Origin of the sequence: Candidatus Kuenenia sp., assembly GCF_027493735.1 — a bacterium.
GTDB classification, from domain to species: Bacteria; Planctomycetota; Brocadiia; order Brocadiales; family Brocadiaceae; genus Kuenenia; species Kuenenia stuttgartiensis_A.
The window spans coordinates 64,863-80,755 of record NZ_JAOSKF010000018.1 but is presented as its reverse complement, the minus strand read 5'-3'; the positions used below and the strand labels follow the sequence as shown (position 1 = coordinate 80,755).

General features: G+C 40.3%; 16 protein-coding genes and 1 tRNA gene. 15 read left to right on the top strand and 2 right to left on the bottom strand.

Going from position 1 to position 15,893, the window contains the following annotated elements; translation table 11 throughout:
* Window positions 1–39: 39 nt before the first annotated feature.
* A complete protein-coding gene (gene amrB / locus M5U24_RS08820) occupies window positions 40–1,563 on the bottom strand; it encodes an AmmeMemoRadiSam system protein B (protein WP_298202211.1) in 1,524 nt (507 codons plus the stop codon).
* A gap of 10 nt (window positions 1,564–1,573) precedes the next feature.
* The gene (locus M5U24_RS08815) at window positions 1,574–2,203 is read right to left on the bottom strand and encodes a VTT domain-containing protein (RefSeq protein ID WP_099326074.1); all 630 of its coding nucleotides are present in this window, start codon (window positions 2,201–2,203) and stop codon (window positions 1,574–1,576) included.
* Between the two features lie 493 nt (window positions 2,204–2,696).
* Here M5U24_RS08815 and ilvD point away from each other — a divergent pair, with 493 nt between their 5' ends.
* From ilvD to lpxA, 15 genes are all read left to right on the top strand, one after another.
* Window positions 2,697–4,361, top strand: coding sequence for a dihydroxy-acid dehydratase (gene ilvD, locus M5U24_RS08810; protein ID WP_230408005.1), 1,665 nt, complete (start codon window positions 2,697–2,699; stop codon window positions 4,359–4,361).
* Window positions 4,362–4,423: 62 nt separating this feature from the next.
* A tRNA-Gln gene (locus M5U24_RS08805) sits at window positions 4,424–4,497 on the top strand.
* Between the two features lie 63 nt (window positions 4,498–4,560).
* Window positions 4,561–5,532 carry a sugar phosphate nucleotidyltransferase gene (locus M5U24_RS08800; RefSeq protein ID WP_099326075.1) on the top strand — a complete coding sequence of 324 codons (972 nt, stop codon included), beginning with the start codon at window positions 4,561–4,563 and terminating at the stop codon, window positions 5,530–5,532.
* 9 nt (window positions 5,533–5,541) lie between these two features.
* The gene (locus tag M5U24_RS08795; protein ID WP_099326076.1) at window positions 5,542–6,510 is read left to right on the top strand and encodes a ribose-phosphate pyrophosphokinase; all 969 of its coding nucleotides are present in this window, start codon (window positions 5,542–5,544) and stop codon (window positions 6,508–6,510) included.
* Window positions 6,511–6,537: 27 nt separating this feature from the next.
* Window positions 6,538–7,176, top strand: coding sequence for a 50S ribosomal protein L25 (locus M5U24_RS08790; RefSeq protein ID WP_099326077.1), 639 nt, complete (start codon window positions 6,538–6,540; stop codon window positions 7,174–7,176).
* A gap of 14 nt (window positions 7,177–7,190) precedes the next feature.
* Complete coding sequence (pth, locus tag M5U24_RS08785) at window positions 7,191–7,745, top strand: aminoacyl-tRNA hydrolase (protein ID WP_099326078.1); 555 nt, start codon at window positions 7,191–7,193, stop codon at window positions 7,743–7,745.
* Between the two features lie 51 nt (window positions 7,746–7,796).
* The gene (gene rpsF / locus M5U24_RS08780) at window positions 7,797–8,210 is read left to right on the top strand and encodes a 30S ribosomal protein S6 (protein ID WP_099326079.1); all 414 of its coding nucleotides are present in this window, start codon (window positions 7,797–7,799) and stop codon (window positions 8,208–8,210) included.
* A 104-nt stretch (window positions 8,211–8,314) separates the two neighbouring features.
* The gene (locus M5U24_RS08775; protein ID WP_099326080.1) at window positions 8,315–8,755 is read left to right on the top strand and encodes a single-stranded DNA-binding protein; all 441 of its coding nucleotides are present in this window, start codon (window positions 8,315–8,317) and stop codon (window positions 8,753–8,755) included.
* 38 nt (window positions 8,756–8,793) lie between these two features.
* A complete protein-coding gene (rpsR, locus tag M5U24_RS08770) occupies window positions 8,794–9,015 on the top strand; it encodes a 30S ribosomal protein S18 (RefSeq protein ID WP_099326081.1) in 222 nt (73 codons plus the stop codon).
* 14 nt (window positions 9,016–9,029) lie between these two features.
* Window positions 9,030–9,488 (top strand): 50S ribosomal protein L9, encoded by a 459-nt coding sequence (gene rplI / locus M5U24_RS08765; protein ID WP_099326082.1) that lies wholly within the window; start codon window positions 9,030–9,032, stop codon window positions 9,486–9,488.
* Window positions 9,489–9,507: 19 nt separating this feature from the next.
* Window positions 9,508–10,851 carry a replicative DNA helicase gene (gene dnaB / locus M5U24_RS08760; protein WP_099326083.1) on the top strand — a complete coding sequence of 448 codons (1,344 nt, stop codon included), beginning with the start codon at window positions 9,508–9,510 and terminating at the stop codon, window positions 10,849–10,851.
* On the top strand, window positions 10,848–13,226 hold the full coding sequence (gene bamA / locus M5U24_RS08755; protein ID WP_099326084.1) for an outer membrane protein assembly factor BamA: 2,379 nt from the start codon (window positions 10,848–10,850) through the stop codon (window positions 13,224–13,226). The genes dnaB and bamA overlap by 4 nt, the downstream gene beginning before the upstream one ends.
* 2 nt (window positions 13,227–13,228) lie before the next feature.
* Window positions 13,229–13,876: an OmpH family outer membrane protein gene (locus tag M5U24_RS08750; protein ID WP_298202205.1), complete on the top strand. Its 648-nt coding sequence runs from the start codon at window positions 13,229–13,231 to the stop codon at window positions 13,874–13,876.
* Window positions 13,869–14,738, top strand: a complete 870-nt coding sequence (gene lpxC, locus M5U24_RS08745; protein WP_099326086.1) for a UDP-3-O-acyl-N-acetylglucosamine deacetylase — start codon at window positions 13,869–13,871, stop codon at window positions 14,736–14,738. The genes M5U24_RS08750 and lpxC overlap by 8 nt, the downstream gene beginning before the upstream one ends.
* Window positions 14,739–14,993: 255 nt before the next feature.
* Window positions 14,994–15,812 carry an acyl-ACP--UDP-N-acetylglucosamine O-acyltransferase gene (lpxA, locus tag M5U24_RS08740; protein ID WP_099326087.1) on the top strand — a complete coding sequence of 273 codons (819 nt, stop codon included), beginning with the start codon at window positions 14,994–14,996 and terminating at the stop codon, window positions 15,810–15,812.
* Window positions 15,813–15,893 lie beyond the last annotated feature (81 nt).

Here is a 15,893-nt window from a genome sequence, read left to right as displayed (position 1 = left end):
TGAAAACAAAGAACTCCATATCGTTGTCTCTCCATGCATTTATGGGTAATCCGGCTTTTTGCAGAGATGTTGAAGGGTTTCCGTTTTGTCCCACCCCTGTTCAGCGGCAATGTGTGGAAGAAATACTGCGTTTGCATATCCTTTACGAATTACTATGCCTTCCTGTCCAACGGTAAACCCTTCAGGTCCGCTTATTTTTCTTGGCTGACTCAAAACGGAAATTTCTATATCAATGTCATTCATTTCTTCATGGGTTACCGGCAGAAATCTATTGTCTTTTGCAGAGGAGTTGATGGTATTTTCAACTACCGCCTGGCAAAGGGAGGTTTTGGGAAGGATATACCCAATGCACCCGCGCAATTGCCCCTGTTCTTTTAATGTTACAAACACGCCATATTTTTCGAAAAGCCTTGGCGTTTGTGTGAAAAGCTGCAAATCAATTTCAGGAGAAGCACCTGTATTTGCATACGTTTCCAAAGTGTTTCTGGCAAGCGATAAGAGTGTTTTCTTTTCTTTTTCTGAAAGACAAATGGATTGCCCTTCCGTTTGTGGTTTTTCTTGCGGGTGATATTCGCCTGATTTGATTTCCGCCTCTTTTGTGAAAAGAATGGATGCATAGCTAACGGAATAGACGAAATTATTTGTCTGATGCCCTGACGTATCGTAATGAAGAATTTGTCCTTTTGCACTATCTGGCAGTAGTTTTAAAAGAATTGAAATAGGCAATATTCCACAGGCATTTATTCCCGTTTGTTTTCTATATTCCCTGAGTCCGTCAAAATCTTTATTAAGAATCTTTTCAAAAGCGCCATAGTCAAGAATCTTTATGTTTTCTTCCACATTTTCTCTGAATGGTACATATCGGTACGCATCGCCGTAATGGGTAAAATCAGAACTGACGACGAGCAGTGTTTTGTCGTCCAGCAATGGCCGAATGGCTTCTGCAACTTTGTCAAAATCATTATCGATCAATATGCCAATCATGATGGGTACCAGATTAAAATCCCCCAAGGTCATTTGCAGGAAGGGTAGTTGCATTTCTAAAGAATGTTCTCCCTTGTATGCGCCGTCATAATCTCCGAATAGCTTCAGGGGGCTGCTGTTGCGTTTATTTTTTGATTCTGCGGTGAAAGAGGTGTTAAGCAAATAATCACATGCTTCCTGGTCAATAGAAATTTTCCCTAGAGGCGTTTTATAGCTGGTTGCTTTTAATATTGAGGCGCCCCGGTATCTCCTCCCACTGTGGGAAGGGGAAAGCACAATCACCCTCTTAAATCCATGTCCCTTTATAGCGCTATAACCATAGGCTGCAACTTGTCCGGAATAAACATATCCAGCATGGGGGGATATGATCGCAAGGGGTCTTCCATTTGATTTTTGACTGGAAACCTCATTTAGAAATTCATTTATTTGGCCTTTTAATGCCGCTTCATTGCCAGGATAAAACCTCCCTGCAACTTGTGACTCCCACGTCTGAGGTGGTTCCGTTTCCGCAAGCAGTAAGGAAAAGGAAGATATTAAGGTAAATATGAAAAATGTGAATATAACCATTGTGTGTTTCATGGTACTTTCCTTATTTAAGTAATTTGATGACAAAAAAACCGGCTACTATCAATACGACAAAGGCAATGGAGATAATATTAAAGTATTTTTCTATAAAATGTTTTATCTTTGGCCCAAAAATACAAATGAGAGCGGCAACTATGAAGAATCTTCCCGACCGGCTGATTGCTGACGCAATTAAAAATGTCCACAAATTAATTTTGCAAGCCCCGGCCGCAATGGTAAAGACTTTGTATGGGATTGGGGTAAACCCCGCAATGGCAACGGCGGAAAAGGCATTGGTGTTGTATTGTTCTTTTACATAATCAAATTTTTCTATAAGCCCAAGGGTGGTGAGGATTGGTATTCCAACAAAATCAAACAACCCGAAGCCTATAAAATATCCAAAACCACCGCCCAATATGGACCCCACGGAACAAATGGCGGCATATTTAAAGGATTTTCTTGCGATTGAGAATGCAAGCGCCATTAAGAGTACATCCGGGGGAATGGGAAAGAAAGAAGATTCACAAAACGCCAGTATAAATAAGGCAATGGAACCATAGGGAGTATGTGCCCAATGTAGCGTCCAATCATACAGCCTTCTATGCAACCCCGCCCTTTTTATCTGTGATATTTGCAATTGCTCAGTATGGTTCATAAAATGCTCCTCGAATTTCCAGGTATTAATAATTTAGTAATGAAATGAATGTTTATCCGGCTAGTTGTGTGAGACTTTCTCTCCAGTTATACTCAAGAAGTTCACAAAATGTGATTTCAGAAATGCTATACCTATTTATGTCAACAAAAGTAAATCTAATTTAGAAATCTCTATTTGTGAACCCTTACAGTACCTATACGGCGCTAAACTCTTAATGTTAAAATATATACGGAATAAGCATCATTGCCGCTCAAAAGTTTAAACGTGGTGTTATAGGGAAGTCAAGCGAAAATCCAGTTGTGGAAATATATTAGGGTAATTATTATTAAAATAGTTGATCTAAAAGAGGGGGAATCTCCATATTATTTTTGGTTTGTAGCTAATTATACTGCCAAAGCATAAGGTAGTTTTGATTTGACAATAGTAAGCTTTTCGCTATAATGAAAATTCACAATATTATAGGCAGATAAAGGTTTACATAGATTGGAATGGCATGGAATTGAGAAGCGATAAAATTACGAAAGGTCTTGAGCGTGTTCCTGCACGGGCACTTTTATACGCAACTGGTTTAAGCAAAGAGGATTTAGATAAACCGTTCATTGGAATAGCGAGCAGTTTTACCGACCTTATTCCCGGACATGTCCATATGCGTCCGCTGGAGAGGGCCATTGAAAAAGGCATCCATGCGGGAGGAGGGGTAAGCTTTGTTTTTGGTATACCGGGTATCTGTGACGGCATTGCAATGGGGCATAGCGGAATGCATTATTCTCTTGTGTCAAGGGATCTGATTGCAGACATGATAGAGTGTGTGGTAAGTGCTCACTGTCTGGATGGGTTGGTGATGCTTACAAATTGCGACAAAATAACGCCGGGAATGTTGATGGCCTGCGCAAGATTGGATATCCCCGGGATTGTTGTTACTGCTGGCCCTATGATTTCCGGACGTTATGGAAAGCAAAAGTTATCCCTGGTGAAAGATACCTTTGAAGCGGTAGGGAGAAGACGTAAAGGCGAAATTGACGATAAAGAATTGTCGTGTTTAGAGATGGATGCTTGTCCCGGAGCTGGATCGTGTCAGGGGTTATATACGGCCAACACGATGGCATGTGTATCGGAGGCGTTAGGTATGTCTCTGCCAAGATGCGCCGCTTCTCTTGCAATTTCGGCGGAGAAGGAACGTATTGCCTATAAAAGTGGCCAACGGGTTGTAGATCTTGTAAGAAAAGATATTACTTCGAGAAAGATTATGACGCGTAAAGCATTTGAAAATGCGATCATGGTAGATATGGCGCTTGGCGGGTCAACAAATTCCTGTTTGCATATTCCTGCGATTGCAAACGAGGCTGGCGTGGAAGTAAATTTGAAGTTGTTTGACGAAATTAGTGCAAGAACACCTCATATAACAAGCTTGCAGCCTGGTGGCGAATATTTGCTTGAAGATTTATATTATGCGGGCGGCATTCCCGCCGTAATGAATCGATTACAGGATGACCTGTACGATTGTATTACCGTAAGCGGGTTTAATACAAAAGAGATAGCGAAATCCGCCATAATTAACGATGACGAGGTGATAAGGTCAAAGGATGCCGCATATCATAAAGAAGGTGGGATAGCTGTTTTATATGGTAATTTATCTCCCGATGGTGCCGTGATAAAGCAGAGCGCTGTATCCGAAAACATGATGCAGTTTACTGGGAAGGCAAAGGTTTTCAATAGTGAAGAGGCTGCAATGAATGCAATTATGGATTCCATGATTAGCAAAGGCATGGTGGTCGTGATACGATATGAGGGTCCGCGCGGGGGGCCTGGGATGAGAGAGATGTTGTCTCCTACGGCGGCGCTTGTGGGACTTGGGTTAGGAGAGTCCGTTGCTTTAATTACGGATGGGCGTTTTTCCGGGGGAACGCAAGGTCCCTGCGTTGGGCATGTATCGCCTGAAGCAATGGTTGGGGGTCCCATTGCCTTGGTGGAGGATGGTGATGAAATAACGATAGATATTCCAGGTCGCACATTAAATTTGAATGTTTCGAAGGAAATTCTTACTCGTAGAAAGGAAGCATGGAAACCGCCAAAACCAAAAATAACACATGGGGTGTTGTCCCGGTATGCAAAATGTGTTACATCGGCGGATAAAGGCGCTGTGTTAACGGCGGAATAGTACAGAATAACGCGATGTGCAATCCATAGTATCATTGTATAAAAAATAGTAGAGCAGAATGCTACCCGGTGGTGTAATGGTAACACTAGAGATTTTGGTTCTCTCATTGGAGGTTCGAGTCCTCCCCGGGTAGCCATTCTATTTTTAGGGAATGAGTAAGTTGCAGTAGTTTTATGATTTTGTGTATTGCAATACAAAGATGAAAAAGATTACGGCAGTTATTTTGGCTGCTGGCAAGGGTACGCGAATGCGTTCACAATTGCCAAAGGTTTTGCATGAAGTATGCGGCAGCACCCTTCTTGAATGTGTTATTTGCTCTGTGCAAAAGGCTGAAATTCCCCGGATAATCATAGTAGTTGGTGACAAAAAAGAAGAAGTAGGAGAAAGTTTAGAGGGATTACCTGTTGAAATAGTAGAACAACGGGAACAATTAGGAACAGCACATGCCGTTATTGCGGTAAAAGAGAGAATTAATAGTTCGGCGGACATCGTTTTAATTTTAAATGGCGACGCGCCTCTTATTAAACCCCGGACACTGAAAAGGCTGATAAGCATAAATAATGAAACGGCGGCTGATGTTGTATTATTAACCGCACGCCTGGAAAAACCAAAAGGGTATGGGCGGATATATAGGGATAAAAATGGTAGTATAGCGAAAATTATAGAAGAAAGTGAAGCCGACGGTGATGTATTAGCAATTAATGAAATCAACGCGGGAATATATGCATTTAAAACGAAAGCCCTTCTTGAAGGATTGAGCGAGGTTCAGCCACACAATAAAAAAGGGGAGTTTTATCTAACCGACATCATTTCAATATTACACAATAAGGGGAAAAAAATAGAGGGAATTGAGGCGGATGACGCTGTTGAGGTATTAGGGATAAATACCCAGCAAGAATTGGCAATCGTTAACAAAATAAGGCATGATGAGATTCTGCAGGGTTTTATGGAGAGCGGGGTAACTATAGTAGACACAGGAAGCACATTTGTTGAAAATAATGTGGAAATTGGGGCGGGAACGAAAATTTATCCCTTTTCTTATATAAACAAAAATGTAGTTATTGGCCGGTATTGTCGTATAGGACCATTTGCATATTTGGAATCTGGCACGAAAGTGAGCGATGGTACAGTTGTAAAAAGCAGTGGGAAGAATGGAAAACAAGTTTTTTAAGGTAGAGAAATGGACAAAAAGAGAAGGATAGAAGAGTTAGATCATTTGAAAATTTTTTCCGGAAATGCAAATCCTGATTTGGCAAGAAAAATTTGCGAACACCTTTCGATCAATCTGGGGAATGCCTACGTTGGCCGTTTTCCCGATGGCGAAATTGACCTGAAGGTCAATGAGGATGTTCGGGGTGCTGACGTATTTTTGGTTCAACCAACATGCGCACCTGTCAATGAAAGCTTAACGGAACTTCTTATATTCATAGACTGTCTAAAGCGGGCATCTGCCGCGCGTATTACTGCGGTGCTGCCGTATTATGGTTATGCGCGAAAGGATAGAAAAGACGAAGGGCGTGTACCAATAACGGCAAAATTGGTAGCAAATCTCATAACTACGGCAGGGGCTGACAGGGTTCTAACCCTTGATTTACATGCCGCTCAGATTCAGGGATTTTTTGACATTCCTGTAGACCATCTGCTGGCATTTCCTGTAATGATGAAATACTTTGAACAATTAAAGACAGAAGATTTGGTGGTGGTTACTCCCGATGTCGGAGGTATAAAACTCGCCAGGAATTATTCAAAGGGCTTGGGTGTGAAGATGGCAATCGTTGACAAGAGGCGGGTAGGGCCTGAAGAGACAGAGGTAGGATTTATAATCGGAGAGGTAGCAAATAAAAATGTGATTATGATCGACGATTTAATTGCAACGGGTGGGTCTATTGCACAAGCGGCGTATGTCCTGAAAGAAAAAGGCGCCAGAGAAATATATGTCGGAGCGACTCATCCGGTTTTTTGCGGTTCAGCGATAGAAAAATTGTCAGCTGCCCCGATAAAAGAAATAGTGATAACTGATTCGATACCGCTTTCTGAAAAAGCAAGAGCGACTGGCGATAAGTTTAAAGTGCTTTCTATTTCAGGTCTGTTAGGAGATGCGATCATGAGAATACATCATCATGAATCGGTAAGCTCTTTATTTGTTTAATAGGTTATTTTTAGGAGTTGTAAAACGATGGAAGTTTTAGAATTGAAGGCGGAAAAAAGAACATTAAAAAGAACCAAGGCGGTGAGAAAACTGAGGGCGACCGGACATATACCTGCAGTGGTTTACGGCCACAAAGAAGATAATGTGCTTTTGAGTGTTGATGGCGGTGAATTCGGGCGTGTTTTAAATGCCGGTGCTCGTATGATCAGTCTGGCTTACGACAGGACAAAGGAGTCTGTTCTTATAAAAGATGTCCAATACGATAATCTTTCAGACAAGGTATTGCACGTAGATTTTGCGCGTGTCTCTATGGATGAAAGGGTAACTTTAAAAGTGCCAATAATACTGTCAGGGAGTGCTGTTGGAGTGAAAGCGGGCGGTGTGTTAACCCAGACTATGAAAAATATAGAGATAGAATGTTTCCCTGCGGCTGTTCCTGAGGATATTAAGGTAAATGTATCTGAACTTGAAATGGGTAAGTCTATACATGTCAAAGAATTACCTTCTATAGCAGGTATTAAATATTTATCCGATGCAGAATCGGTTGTTGTTTCTGTGCACCATGCTGCGGAGGAAAAAGCGGCATCAGAAGAAGAATTGATTGCCGGACCTGAAGTAATCACTAAAAAGCCGAAAGAAGAAGCTGGTGCTTCAGAAAAATCGTAGTATGGAATTTGTTGATGAAGATGATAGTTGGACTGGGAAATCCCGGCGAGAAGTATTTAAGGACGAGGCATAACCTGGGTTTTATGGTAATTGATGAATTTTCCCAACAACTGGGAATGGGAGGGTTTCAGCATAAATTTCAATCTCTGTTTTGTAAAAAAGAAGTGGAACATGAAGAAATTATATTGCTAAAGCCACAAACATTTATGAATTTAAGCGGCATTGCAGTTCAGGAAGCGGTAAATATGTACAAATGTCAACCTAGGGATGTTATGGTCGTATGTGATGATTTAGATCTCCCATTCGGCAAATTACGTATTCGGCGCTCCGGTGGCTGCGGTGGGCATCGTGGTTTGGAATCAGTTGCGTCATCTTTAGGGACTGCCGATTTCCCCCGTTTGAGAATAGGAATAGGACGTCCCAAATTTAATGATACGAGCCGTTTTGTCCTTTCAATGTTTTCTGCAGAAGAAGATGTTGAAATAGCGAAATCCCTTCAGGAAGCATGCAAAGCCTTGAAAACATGGGTTTACAAGGGGATAGAAAGTTGTATGAATGAAAATAACTAATTTTTTTGTTTTATGTAAGGTTTTTATGAATAATGTTAGGAGGAAGAGAATTTGAGATTGTATGAGGGTTTGTTTCTGATTGACAATGTCCCCGCCAATTCCGACTGGGACGGCGTAGTAAAAAGTATTCACGATATTTTGGCAAAGAATGGTGCGGAAATTTTAAAGACTGAAAAATGGGGAGAGAAAAAATTAGCTTATAAGATTAAAAGTCACAAACGCGGCACATACTTATTGATACATTTTAATGCTGAAAACACATCCATTACGCAGATGAAAAGGGATTTTCAGTTATCCGAGTTTCTTATTCGGTCTTTAATACTAAGAGATACTGTAATTGAAGAATTATCTGCTGCCGGCATTGAGGAAGGTTTTTCAGATAAAGAAGCTGAAAAAGAGCCTAAAACGGAGGAAGTATTATCAGCAGAAAAATGTGAACCTGTTTTAGCTGTTGGAGACGTTTAACTTTAAATCTAGTCTTATTATAGAAAAGAAATCATCTCGTACTATAAGATACTGACGGTCGTTTAAATAAGAAAAATTTTAGTTAGAGATAAAAGGAGTAAGGAATGGCAAGCCTTAATAAAGTATTTCTTATGGGAAACCTTACGAGAGATCCTGAACTGAGATATACCGCAGGAGGGTTGGCAGTGGCAAGTTTTGCGATAGCTGTGAGTAGCAAATGGACGTCCAAAACCGGGGAACAAAAGGACGAAGTTTGTTTTGTAGATGTCAGTATGTTTGGCAGGAGAGCTGAAGTTATTGGCGAATACTTCAGCAAGGGAAGCCCTATCTTTATCGAAGGCCGCTTGCAATTTAATCAGTGGGAAACAAAAGAAGGACAAAAGCGTAGTACATTGCGTGTAGTTGCGGATAATTTTCAGTTCATTGGCGGCGGTGCAGGCAAACGGCCAAAAGACGATTTGGGGCAATCACTGGATAGCGCAAATTCAGATACGACGTCTGAAAATATGGTTTCGGACATCAATGGTGAAGAGATACCGTTTTGATGTAAACGTAGACATTTTTTATAAGAAGGTTAAATACTATGACAAGAAAAATATTTAATAAAACAAGCAAATGCAGATTTTGCAGAATGGGGGTCGAGGAGGTTGATTATAAGGACATCCAAAATTTACAGAAACTTGCAACTACCCGGGGGAAACTTTTTTCAAGAAAACGGTCGGGGAATTGTGCCCGGCATCAACGTTCTGTTAAAATGTCCATTAAAAGAGCAAGGTTTATGGCTTTGCTTCCATACGTAACTTAGGAGGTTATTTTTCCATGGAATTATTATTGACAAAAAATATTGACACGCTTGGCAGGATCGGTGATGTTGTTAAAGTAAAAAAAGGGTATGCGAGGAATTATCTGTTGCCCAGGGGAATGGCCACTTACGTTACCGAAGGGAATTTGAAGCAACTGGAGAAGGCAAAAAAGAAAATTGAAATACAACTGAAAGAAGAATGCGAAAGATTGCGGGAAATTTTGGAGACTATTTCCAACGCCGTTTGCAGGATTCCTGCAAAGGTGAATGAAGAAGGAAGGTTGTTTGGTTCCGTTACGTCTGTTCATATAGCCGATGTGCTGAAGAAACAGGGGATACCAATTGATGTGGATATGATTAAACTGGAAAATCCTGTAAAGGAATGCGGCGAATATGATGTTGCGGTTGTATTAAGCGCTGAAATGAAGACAACATGTAAAGTGCAAGTGGTGAATGAAGAAGAGGATGTTGTCTGATTTTTAAAGGGACAAATATATGGCAGTAGAATCGGTGCTTGAACGTACGCTGCCTCAAAGTCTGGACGCCGAAATGAGTGTTATTGGCGCCATGTTGCTTGACAATGAGGTTATAAATGTAGTTGTGCCAATATTGAATAAGCAAAGTTTTTATAAAACGGCGCACCAGAGCATATACCAGGCCATAATAGATTTGTATGATAAGGGGCAGGCCATTGATTTGGTTTTGTTGCGGGAAGAATTAAAGAAGCGTTCCTTACTTGAGAATGTTGGCGGAGCAGAGTATTTGGTGGAACTTGAGGAAGCGGTTCCAACTATTGGGAATGTAGAATATTATGCGAATATAGTACGGGAAAATGCCATAAAAAGAAATCTCATTGAAGTTGCCGCAAATATTCAAAAACAGGCATTTGAAGGTGCCGTTGATACCGGCTTTTTACTTGATTCCTCTGAGAGGGCGATCTTTGAGATTACGCAGAAAAAATTTAACGCATCGTCCATTAAATTAAATGAAATACTGAAAGAAACCTTTAGCCGTATTGAGAATCTGCATGACAGGGAAAGCAGGTTAACGGGGTTATCTACCGGATTTTACGATTTCGATGACCTTACCTGCGGATTGCAGCCTTCCGAACTTGTTATTGTTGCCGCAAGGCCCAGCATGGGGAAAACAAGTTTTGTTATGAATATTATCGAACATATTGGGGTGGTAGAAAAAAAACCGGCGGCAATATTTTCTATGGAAATGTCTGCCCAGCAGTTGGCGCAAAATATGCTTTGTTCTCACTCAAAGATCGATGCGCATAAACTAAGAAAAGGATTTCTGGAAGATGATGATAGATTATGGAGTGCACTTTCAAATGGGTTAGGGTCTCTTTCCGAAGCGCCTATTTTTATTGAAGATACACCGGGGCTGACAGTATTGGAAGTGCGTGCAAAGGCAAGGAGATTAAAAGCTCAATACGATATTCAACTAATTGCGGTAGATTATTTGCAATTGATGGAATCGCCTCGTGGAGAAAATCGCCAGCAGGAGATTTCTATAATTTCCAGGGGTTTAAAATCTCTTGCCAGAGAACTGGCAATACCGGTAATTGCGGTATCCCAGTTGAACAGGTCTGTGGAGTCTAGGGAGGGGCACAGACCAAGGATGTCAGATCTTCGTGAATCAGGATCGATTGAACAGGATGCGGATGTTATTGCTTTGTTACACAGAGAAGATTATTTTAATCCCGAAAAAAAGGATGGTACCGCAGAACTGATTATAGCAAAACAGCGGAATGGGCCTACAGGAACGATAAAATTGACTTTTCTCTCACATTGTATGCGTTTTGAAAATTTCTCGTCTTCAGGAATCGAATGAAACCGGACAAGGTTTTATTAACTACCGCTAAGACAATTGTGGCACTTGTTTTGGTCTTGTGTTTTGTAAATGTTAAGGTTTCTTGCGATGAAAATCTGGATAAAAACACGCATATTCTAAAAAAAATTGAAGTCAGAGGAAACAAAAGGATTAGTGATGCTGCAATAAGAAGCATCATTCGGTCGAAGGAAGGTGACGTGTATGACCCTAACCTAGTAAGTCAGGATGTGGATGCTATTTGGTCACTGGGGTTCTTTGAAAACATAGAGGTTGAAATAGAAGAGACAGCCGATGGGTTAAACCTGATTTTCCTTGTCTCTGAACGTGCAGTAATTGACAAGATCCTGTTTTCGGGTAATAAAAAGATTAAATCCAAAAAATTGGCAAAAGAAATTGGGATAAGAGAGGGAGACGTATTAAAGCATCATCTGCTGAAGTTGGATGAAGATAAAATACGGGATTTATATAAGAAAAAATGTTTTTCCAGAATGCAGGTACATGCGGAGTCCAAGGTGGTAAATGGAGAAACAACGGTTATCTTTAATATAGAAGAAGGTCCCCGTATACGTATTGCCGATATTGATTTTAAGGGTAATACCAGTTATAAACCCAGAAAACTCCTTAAGCAAATGGAAACCCGCAAGAAGAGATTCCCGAAAATAATGTTTCCCGGAAGATTTGAACAAGATGTATTTGCATCTGATATGGTTAAAATCAAAGAGTTTTACATGAATAATGGATGGCTGGATGTTGATGTTGGATGGGAGATAACATATGAAAACGATGACAGTGAGATGTACATTACCATACACGTAAAAGAAGGGGAAAGATATTATGTAGATACATTAGAAATAAGTGGTACAACAATATTTACCGCAGATGAATTGAAAGCTGCATTAAAATTGAAGGAAGGCGCCCCTTTCTCTTTAGACGCGGTGGAAAAGGATACATATCAAATCCGGCTTGCTTATGGTGCGCAGGGATATCTTGCAACTAGTGTTAATGAAAAACACATATTTGCTGCTGATGAAACTAAAGTAAAGGTGTTTTTTGATATTGAGGAGCGTGACAGGTACTATATAGACAAAGTAAAGATTATCGGAAACGATAAGACAAGGGACAATGTTATTCGCAGGCAGCTAACCTTTAATCCGGGTGAACGGTTAAATGTCGAAAAAATACGTGATAGCCAGAGACGATTGGCAAACACGGGGTATTTTGATATGGATTCTGGAATGCCTGCGGGAATTAGTTTTGAACAAGGCTCTGTGCCAAACAAGAAAAATTTAATAGTTGAAGTAAGAGAAGGAAGGACCGGCATGCTAAGGTTTGGCGGAGGGTATGGGGCAAATGTCGGCGCTTTTGGCGATATTTCATATACAGATAGAAATTTTGATGTTCTTGATTTTCCAAAGGGCTGGAATGATTTTCTGAGCGGGAATGCATTTCGCGGCGCAGGACAAATATTAACGTTGCGTTTCAGTCCCGGCTTTCAGAGAACTGAAATCCTTATTTCTTTGACGGATCCCGCGATATTTGATTCCCCTTATAGTGCAGGAGCAAGCTTATCCAGCTATAGCAGGTGGTATAACCTTTATCAGCAAAAAAGCGCCGGAGCGCAGATCTCTGTGGGGAGAGAACTGGTGAGGGATGTTTATGTGAAAGTGAGCCCGTCATTTGAATTGATCGGTATTGAAAGAAGGAAAGATAAGAATGACACACCGCAGGATGTGTTAGATGTCGAGGGGGGTAATTGGAAAACGGGAGTTACCTTTTCTGCACAGGCGAATAAAACAGATAATATATTCATGCCAACAAAAGGATATGCAATTAATACATCGTTCGAGGTTGCAGGCTTAGATGTGGATATTGTAAAATACGATGTAAAGGCAAAAAAATATACTACAGTTTTTGAGGTACCTAAGTGGGGAAAACATGTTGTCGCTTATGGGGGAACCATTGGGGTGGTCGAGTCCACATCGGGAGAAAACGTTCCGATATTTGAAAGATTTTATGCAGGAGGTTATGGGTCTATTCGGGGTTTTAAATACAGAGGCGTCGCACCCATTGATGAGAAAACAGATGAACAGGTAGGTGGGGAACTTTTAATGTTGCTTAATACTGAATATTTGGTGCCTTTGTATAAAGATATTGTTCGTATGGCAGTATTTGTTGATGCAGGAAAAGCAGATGAATCTTTGGCGGATTTCAATTTTGATCGTTTCAGGATGTCGGGAGGGCTTGGTTTAAGGTTGAATATTCCTTTCCTCGGCCAATCAACTGTTTCAATTGATTATGGTGTTCCAATAATGAAAGAAGAAGGGGATGAAACCCAGGGATTTTCATTTAATTTTGGAGGGGGCGGCAGCTTTTAAGTATGAAATATAAAAATTATTTGAATGGTATAAAGTGTATTTGTGTTTGTGTTGTAATTATGGCGAGTTTATGTATGGTTTTGACGAATCAGGTACAGGCTCAAAATGTTAATACCCCTGCAAGTGGTTTAAAAATCGGAGTGGTAGATTTAAACATTGTGTTTGAAAAATATGAAAAACGAAAACAATATGATGCTGATTTAAGAGAAGAAGAAAAATCATATCAAACCAAAATCAATGATAAAAAAAAGGAACTGGTGGGCCTGAAGGACAAAATACAACTATTGGATCTTGGCAGCAAGGATAGAAAAAAGTATGAAGAAGAATTTGAAAGGAAAAATATAGAATTGGAATCTTATGCGAAAGTTGCTGAAAAGAGTCTGATGAGAACGTATAAAGAATCGTTTGAACGGTTGTATTCGGAAGTTTTAAGGGAGATAGAGGCAATAGGAAAACAAAATCGTTACGATTTAATTATTAAAAAGGAAGATGCTGAATTACAAAGTGGGGGTATTTCTGAAATGCAATTTAAAGTAGGGATAAAAACTGTTTTATATCACTCTGATGGCGTAGATATTACAAATCATGTAATAGATCTGTTAAACAAAAAAATATTCCAAAGCAGACAAAGGGAAATAGTTTTTGGATAACTTGCAAAAAACAATTGGGCAACCTGCAGAGTGTTCTGGTTGGGGCATGTTTCGGGGGGAAAGTGTCCGAATAAAGTTTAAACCAGCCTCGGTGAATTCCGGAATACATTTTGTGCGTGTCGACCTGCCATCTCGTCCAATAATACCCGCGAATGTTCACTTCTTATCAAACACTGCAAAACGCATTTTTTTGAAGAAGGATGATGCCGAAGTTGAAGGGATAGAGCATGTAATGGCCGCTCTTGCCGGATTAGGCATTGACAATATAGAAATTGAAATCCATGGACGGGAAATGCCTGCAGGCGATGGAAGCGCCAAATATTTTATGGATATCCTGAAGGAGGCCACCATTGTTGCATTAGCAGGGGAAAAACATATATTCATAATTCGAGAGCCTATTATGGTGAGCAATGGAAATGCAAGTATTATAGCGTCGCCTATTAATGAGGGATTGTTGCTTTCCTATACCCTGGACTTTGATGGTTTTTTTATAGATCCGCAAACATATGAATATGAAATTGAATTTAATGAAGAAAATTTTTCCAGAGAAGTTGCTTCCGCCAGAACGTTTGGTCTGAGTACCTACGTAGAAGAATTCAAAAAGCTTGGGCTGGGAAAAGGCGTCACGGACGATAATAGCTACGTAATACAGAAAGATGGAAAGATAACAAAACCTCTTTCTATGAGTCCTGCAGAATTACGGTTCCCGAATGAACATGTTAGGCATAAAATTTTGGATCTTATCGGAGATCTTTATTTGGCCAATGTTGTTGTTAAGGGACACATCGTGGCAAAAAGATCCGGACATTTCCTGAACGCAGAATTGGCAAGAAAAATAGCAAATATCGCATGTAAGGCATGAATTATTGTCTGAATCTTACATAATACTTTTGGTATCTTCCTTTATAATCGTTAATAAATGAAGGTTTAGAGAGAATACGCTGTTTCAGGTTTTTAAACAAATGGATTAAATTCACCTTTTGTATAAAACGATGGCAGCAACTGTTCGAGGTAGCGTTTACAAGGTACACTATTCAGTGGTAAGCAATGAGGCAAGATTCAGGTATGAATAAAATGGCCTGATCATTTCAAGAAAACAAAGAAACGGGGAGACGCAATGAAAATTCATCGATGGGCACTTGTTCACCCCGGTGCTAAATTAGGCAGCGATGTCGAAATTGGTCCTTTTTCTGTTGTCGGTGAACATGTTACCATCGGTGATAGGACCGTAATAAAGAATAATGCAACGGTAATTGGACATACTACTATAGGGAAAAATAGTGTTATTCATCCAAATGCGGTATTGGGCGCTGAACCACAAGATCTTAAGTATTGCGGCGAACAATCTTTGCTGCTTATGGGAGATAATAACATTGTGAGAGAAGGGGTCACCATTAACAGAGGTACCGCTGGCGGTGGTGGGAAAACGGTAATAGGCAACAATTGTTTTTTTATGGCTTGTTCGCATGTTGCCCATGATTGCATAATAGAAAATAACGTCCTTCTGGCGAATGGTGTGTTATTGGGAGGACATGTTGTATTGGAAAAAGGGGTTAAACTTATGGGTTTAGTAGGTATACAACCATTTGTGACGATAGGTCGTTATGCTTATGTAGGCGGACACACAAGAATCGTTCAGGATGTGCCTCCATACGTAATAATTGAAGGGCACCCGGCAAGAATAAGGCAGGTTAATGTAATCGGGCTGGAAAGAGAGGGGTTTTCCGGAGAGCAAATTGATAAGATTAAAGATTCATTCCGTGTATTATTTCGTTCTGATGAGTTGAATAGAAATAAAATTTTGGGGCAATTAGAGAAACAAGAATACATTTCACCTGAAGTTGAATATCTGATTACATTTCTGAGAAATATTGAAAAAGGTAAGCATGGGCGTTATAGAGAAATACTGAGAGTTTCACCCCAAGTAGTAATTTAGTTTTTTGAAAAACTCCAATAAAAGCAATGTCTTTTTATATTCCGTGCACCCCGCGCAAAGGCCTCCCTTACCCTCTACTTT

What these genes read in the sequence shown, in the direction of transcription:
- amrB (WP_298202211.1), bottom strand. Translation starts at nt 1,563, where the DNA reads ATGAAACACACAATGGTTATATTCACATTTTTCATATTTACCTTAATA.
- rplI (WP_099326082.1), top strand. Translation starts at nt 9,030, where the DNA reads ATGGAATTATTATTGACAAAAAATATTGACACGCTTGGCAGGATCGGT.
- M5U24_RS08750 (WP_298202205.1), top strand. Translation starts at nt 13,229, where the DNA reads ATGAAATATAAAAATTATTTGAATGGTATAAAGTGTATTTGTGTTTGT.
- M5U24_RS08775 (WP_099326080.1), top strand. Translation starts at nt 8,315, where the DNA reads ATGGCAAGCCTTAATAAAGTATTTCTTATGGGAAACCTTACGAGAGAT.
- ilvD (WP_230408005.1), top strand. Translation starts at nt 2,697, where the DNA reads ATGGAATTGAGAAGCGATAAAATTACGAAAGGTCTTGAGCGTGTTCCT.
- M5U24_RS08795 (WP_099326076.1), top strand. Translation starts at nt 5,542, where the DNA reads ATGGACAAAAAGAGAAGGATAGAAGAGTTAGATCATTTGAAAATTTTT.
- bamA (WP_099326084.1), top strand. Translation starts at nt 10,848, where the DNA reads ATGAAACCGGACAAGGTTTTATTAACTACCGCTAAGACAATTGTGGCA.
- dnaB (WP_099326083.1), top strand. Translation starts at nt 9,508, where the DNA reads ATGGCAGTAGAATCGGTGCTTGAACGTACGCTGCCTCAAAGTCTGGAC.
- M5U24_RS08800 (WP_099326075.1), top strand. Translation starts at nt 4,561, where the DNA reads ATGAAAAAGATTACGGCAGTTATTTTGGCTGCTGGCAAGGGTACGCGA.
- pth (WP_099326078.1), top strand. Translation starts at nt 7,191, where the DNA reads ATGAAGATGATAGTTGGACTGGGAAATCCCGGCGAGAAGTATTTAAGG.
- M5U24_RS08790 (WP_099326077.1), top strand. Translation starts at nt 6,538, where the DNA reads ATGGAAGTTTTAGAATTGAAGGCGGAAAAAAGAACATTAAAAAGAACC.
- M5U24_RS08815 (WP_099326074.1), bottom strand. Translation starts at nt 2,203, where the DNA reads ATGAACCATACTGAGCAATTGCAAATATCACAGATAAAAAGGGCGGGG.
- lpxA (WP_099326087.1), top strand. Translation starts at nt 14,994, where the DNA reads ATGAAAATTCATCGATGGGCACTTGTTCACCCCGGTGCTAAATTAGGC.
- rpsR (WP_099326081.1), top strand. Translation starts at nt 8,794, where the DNA reads ATGACAAGAAAAATATTTAATAAAACAAGCAAATGCAGATTTTGCAGA.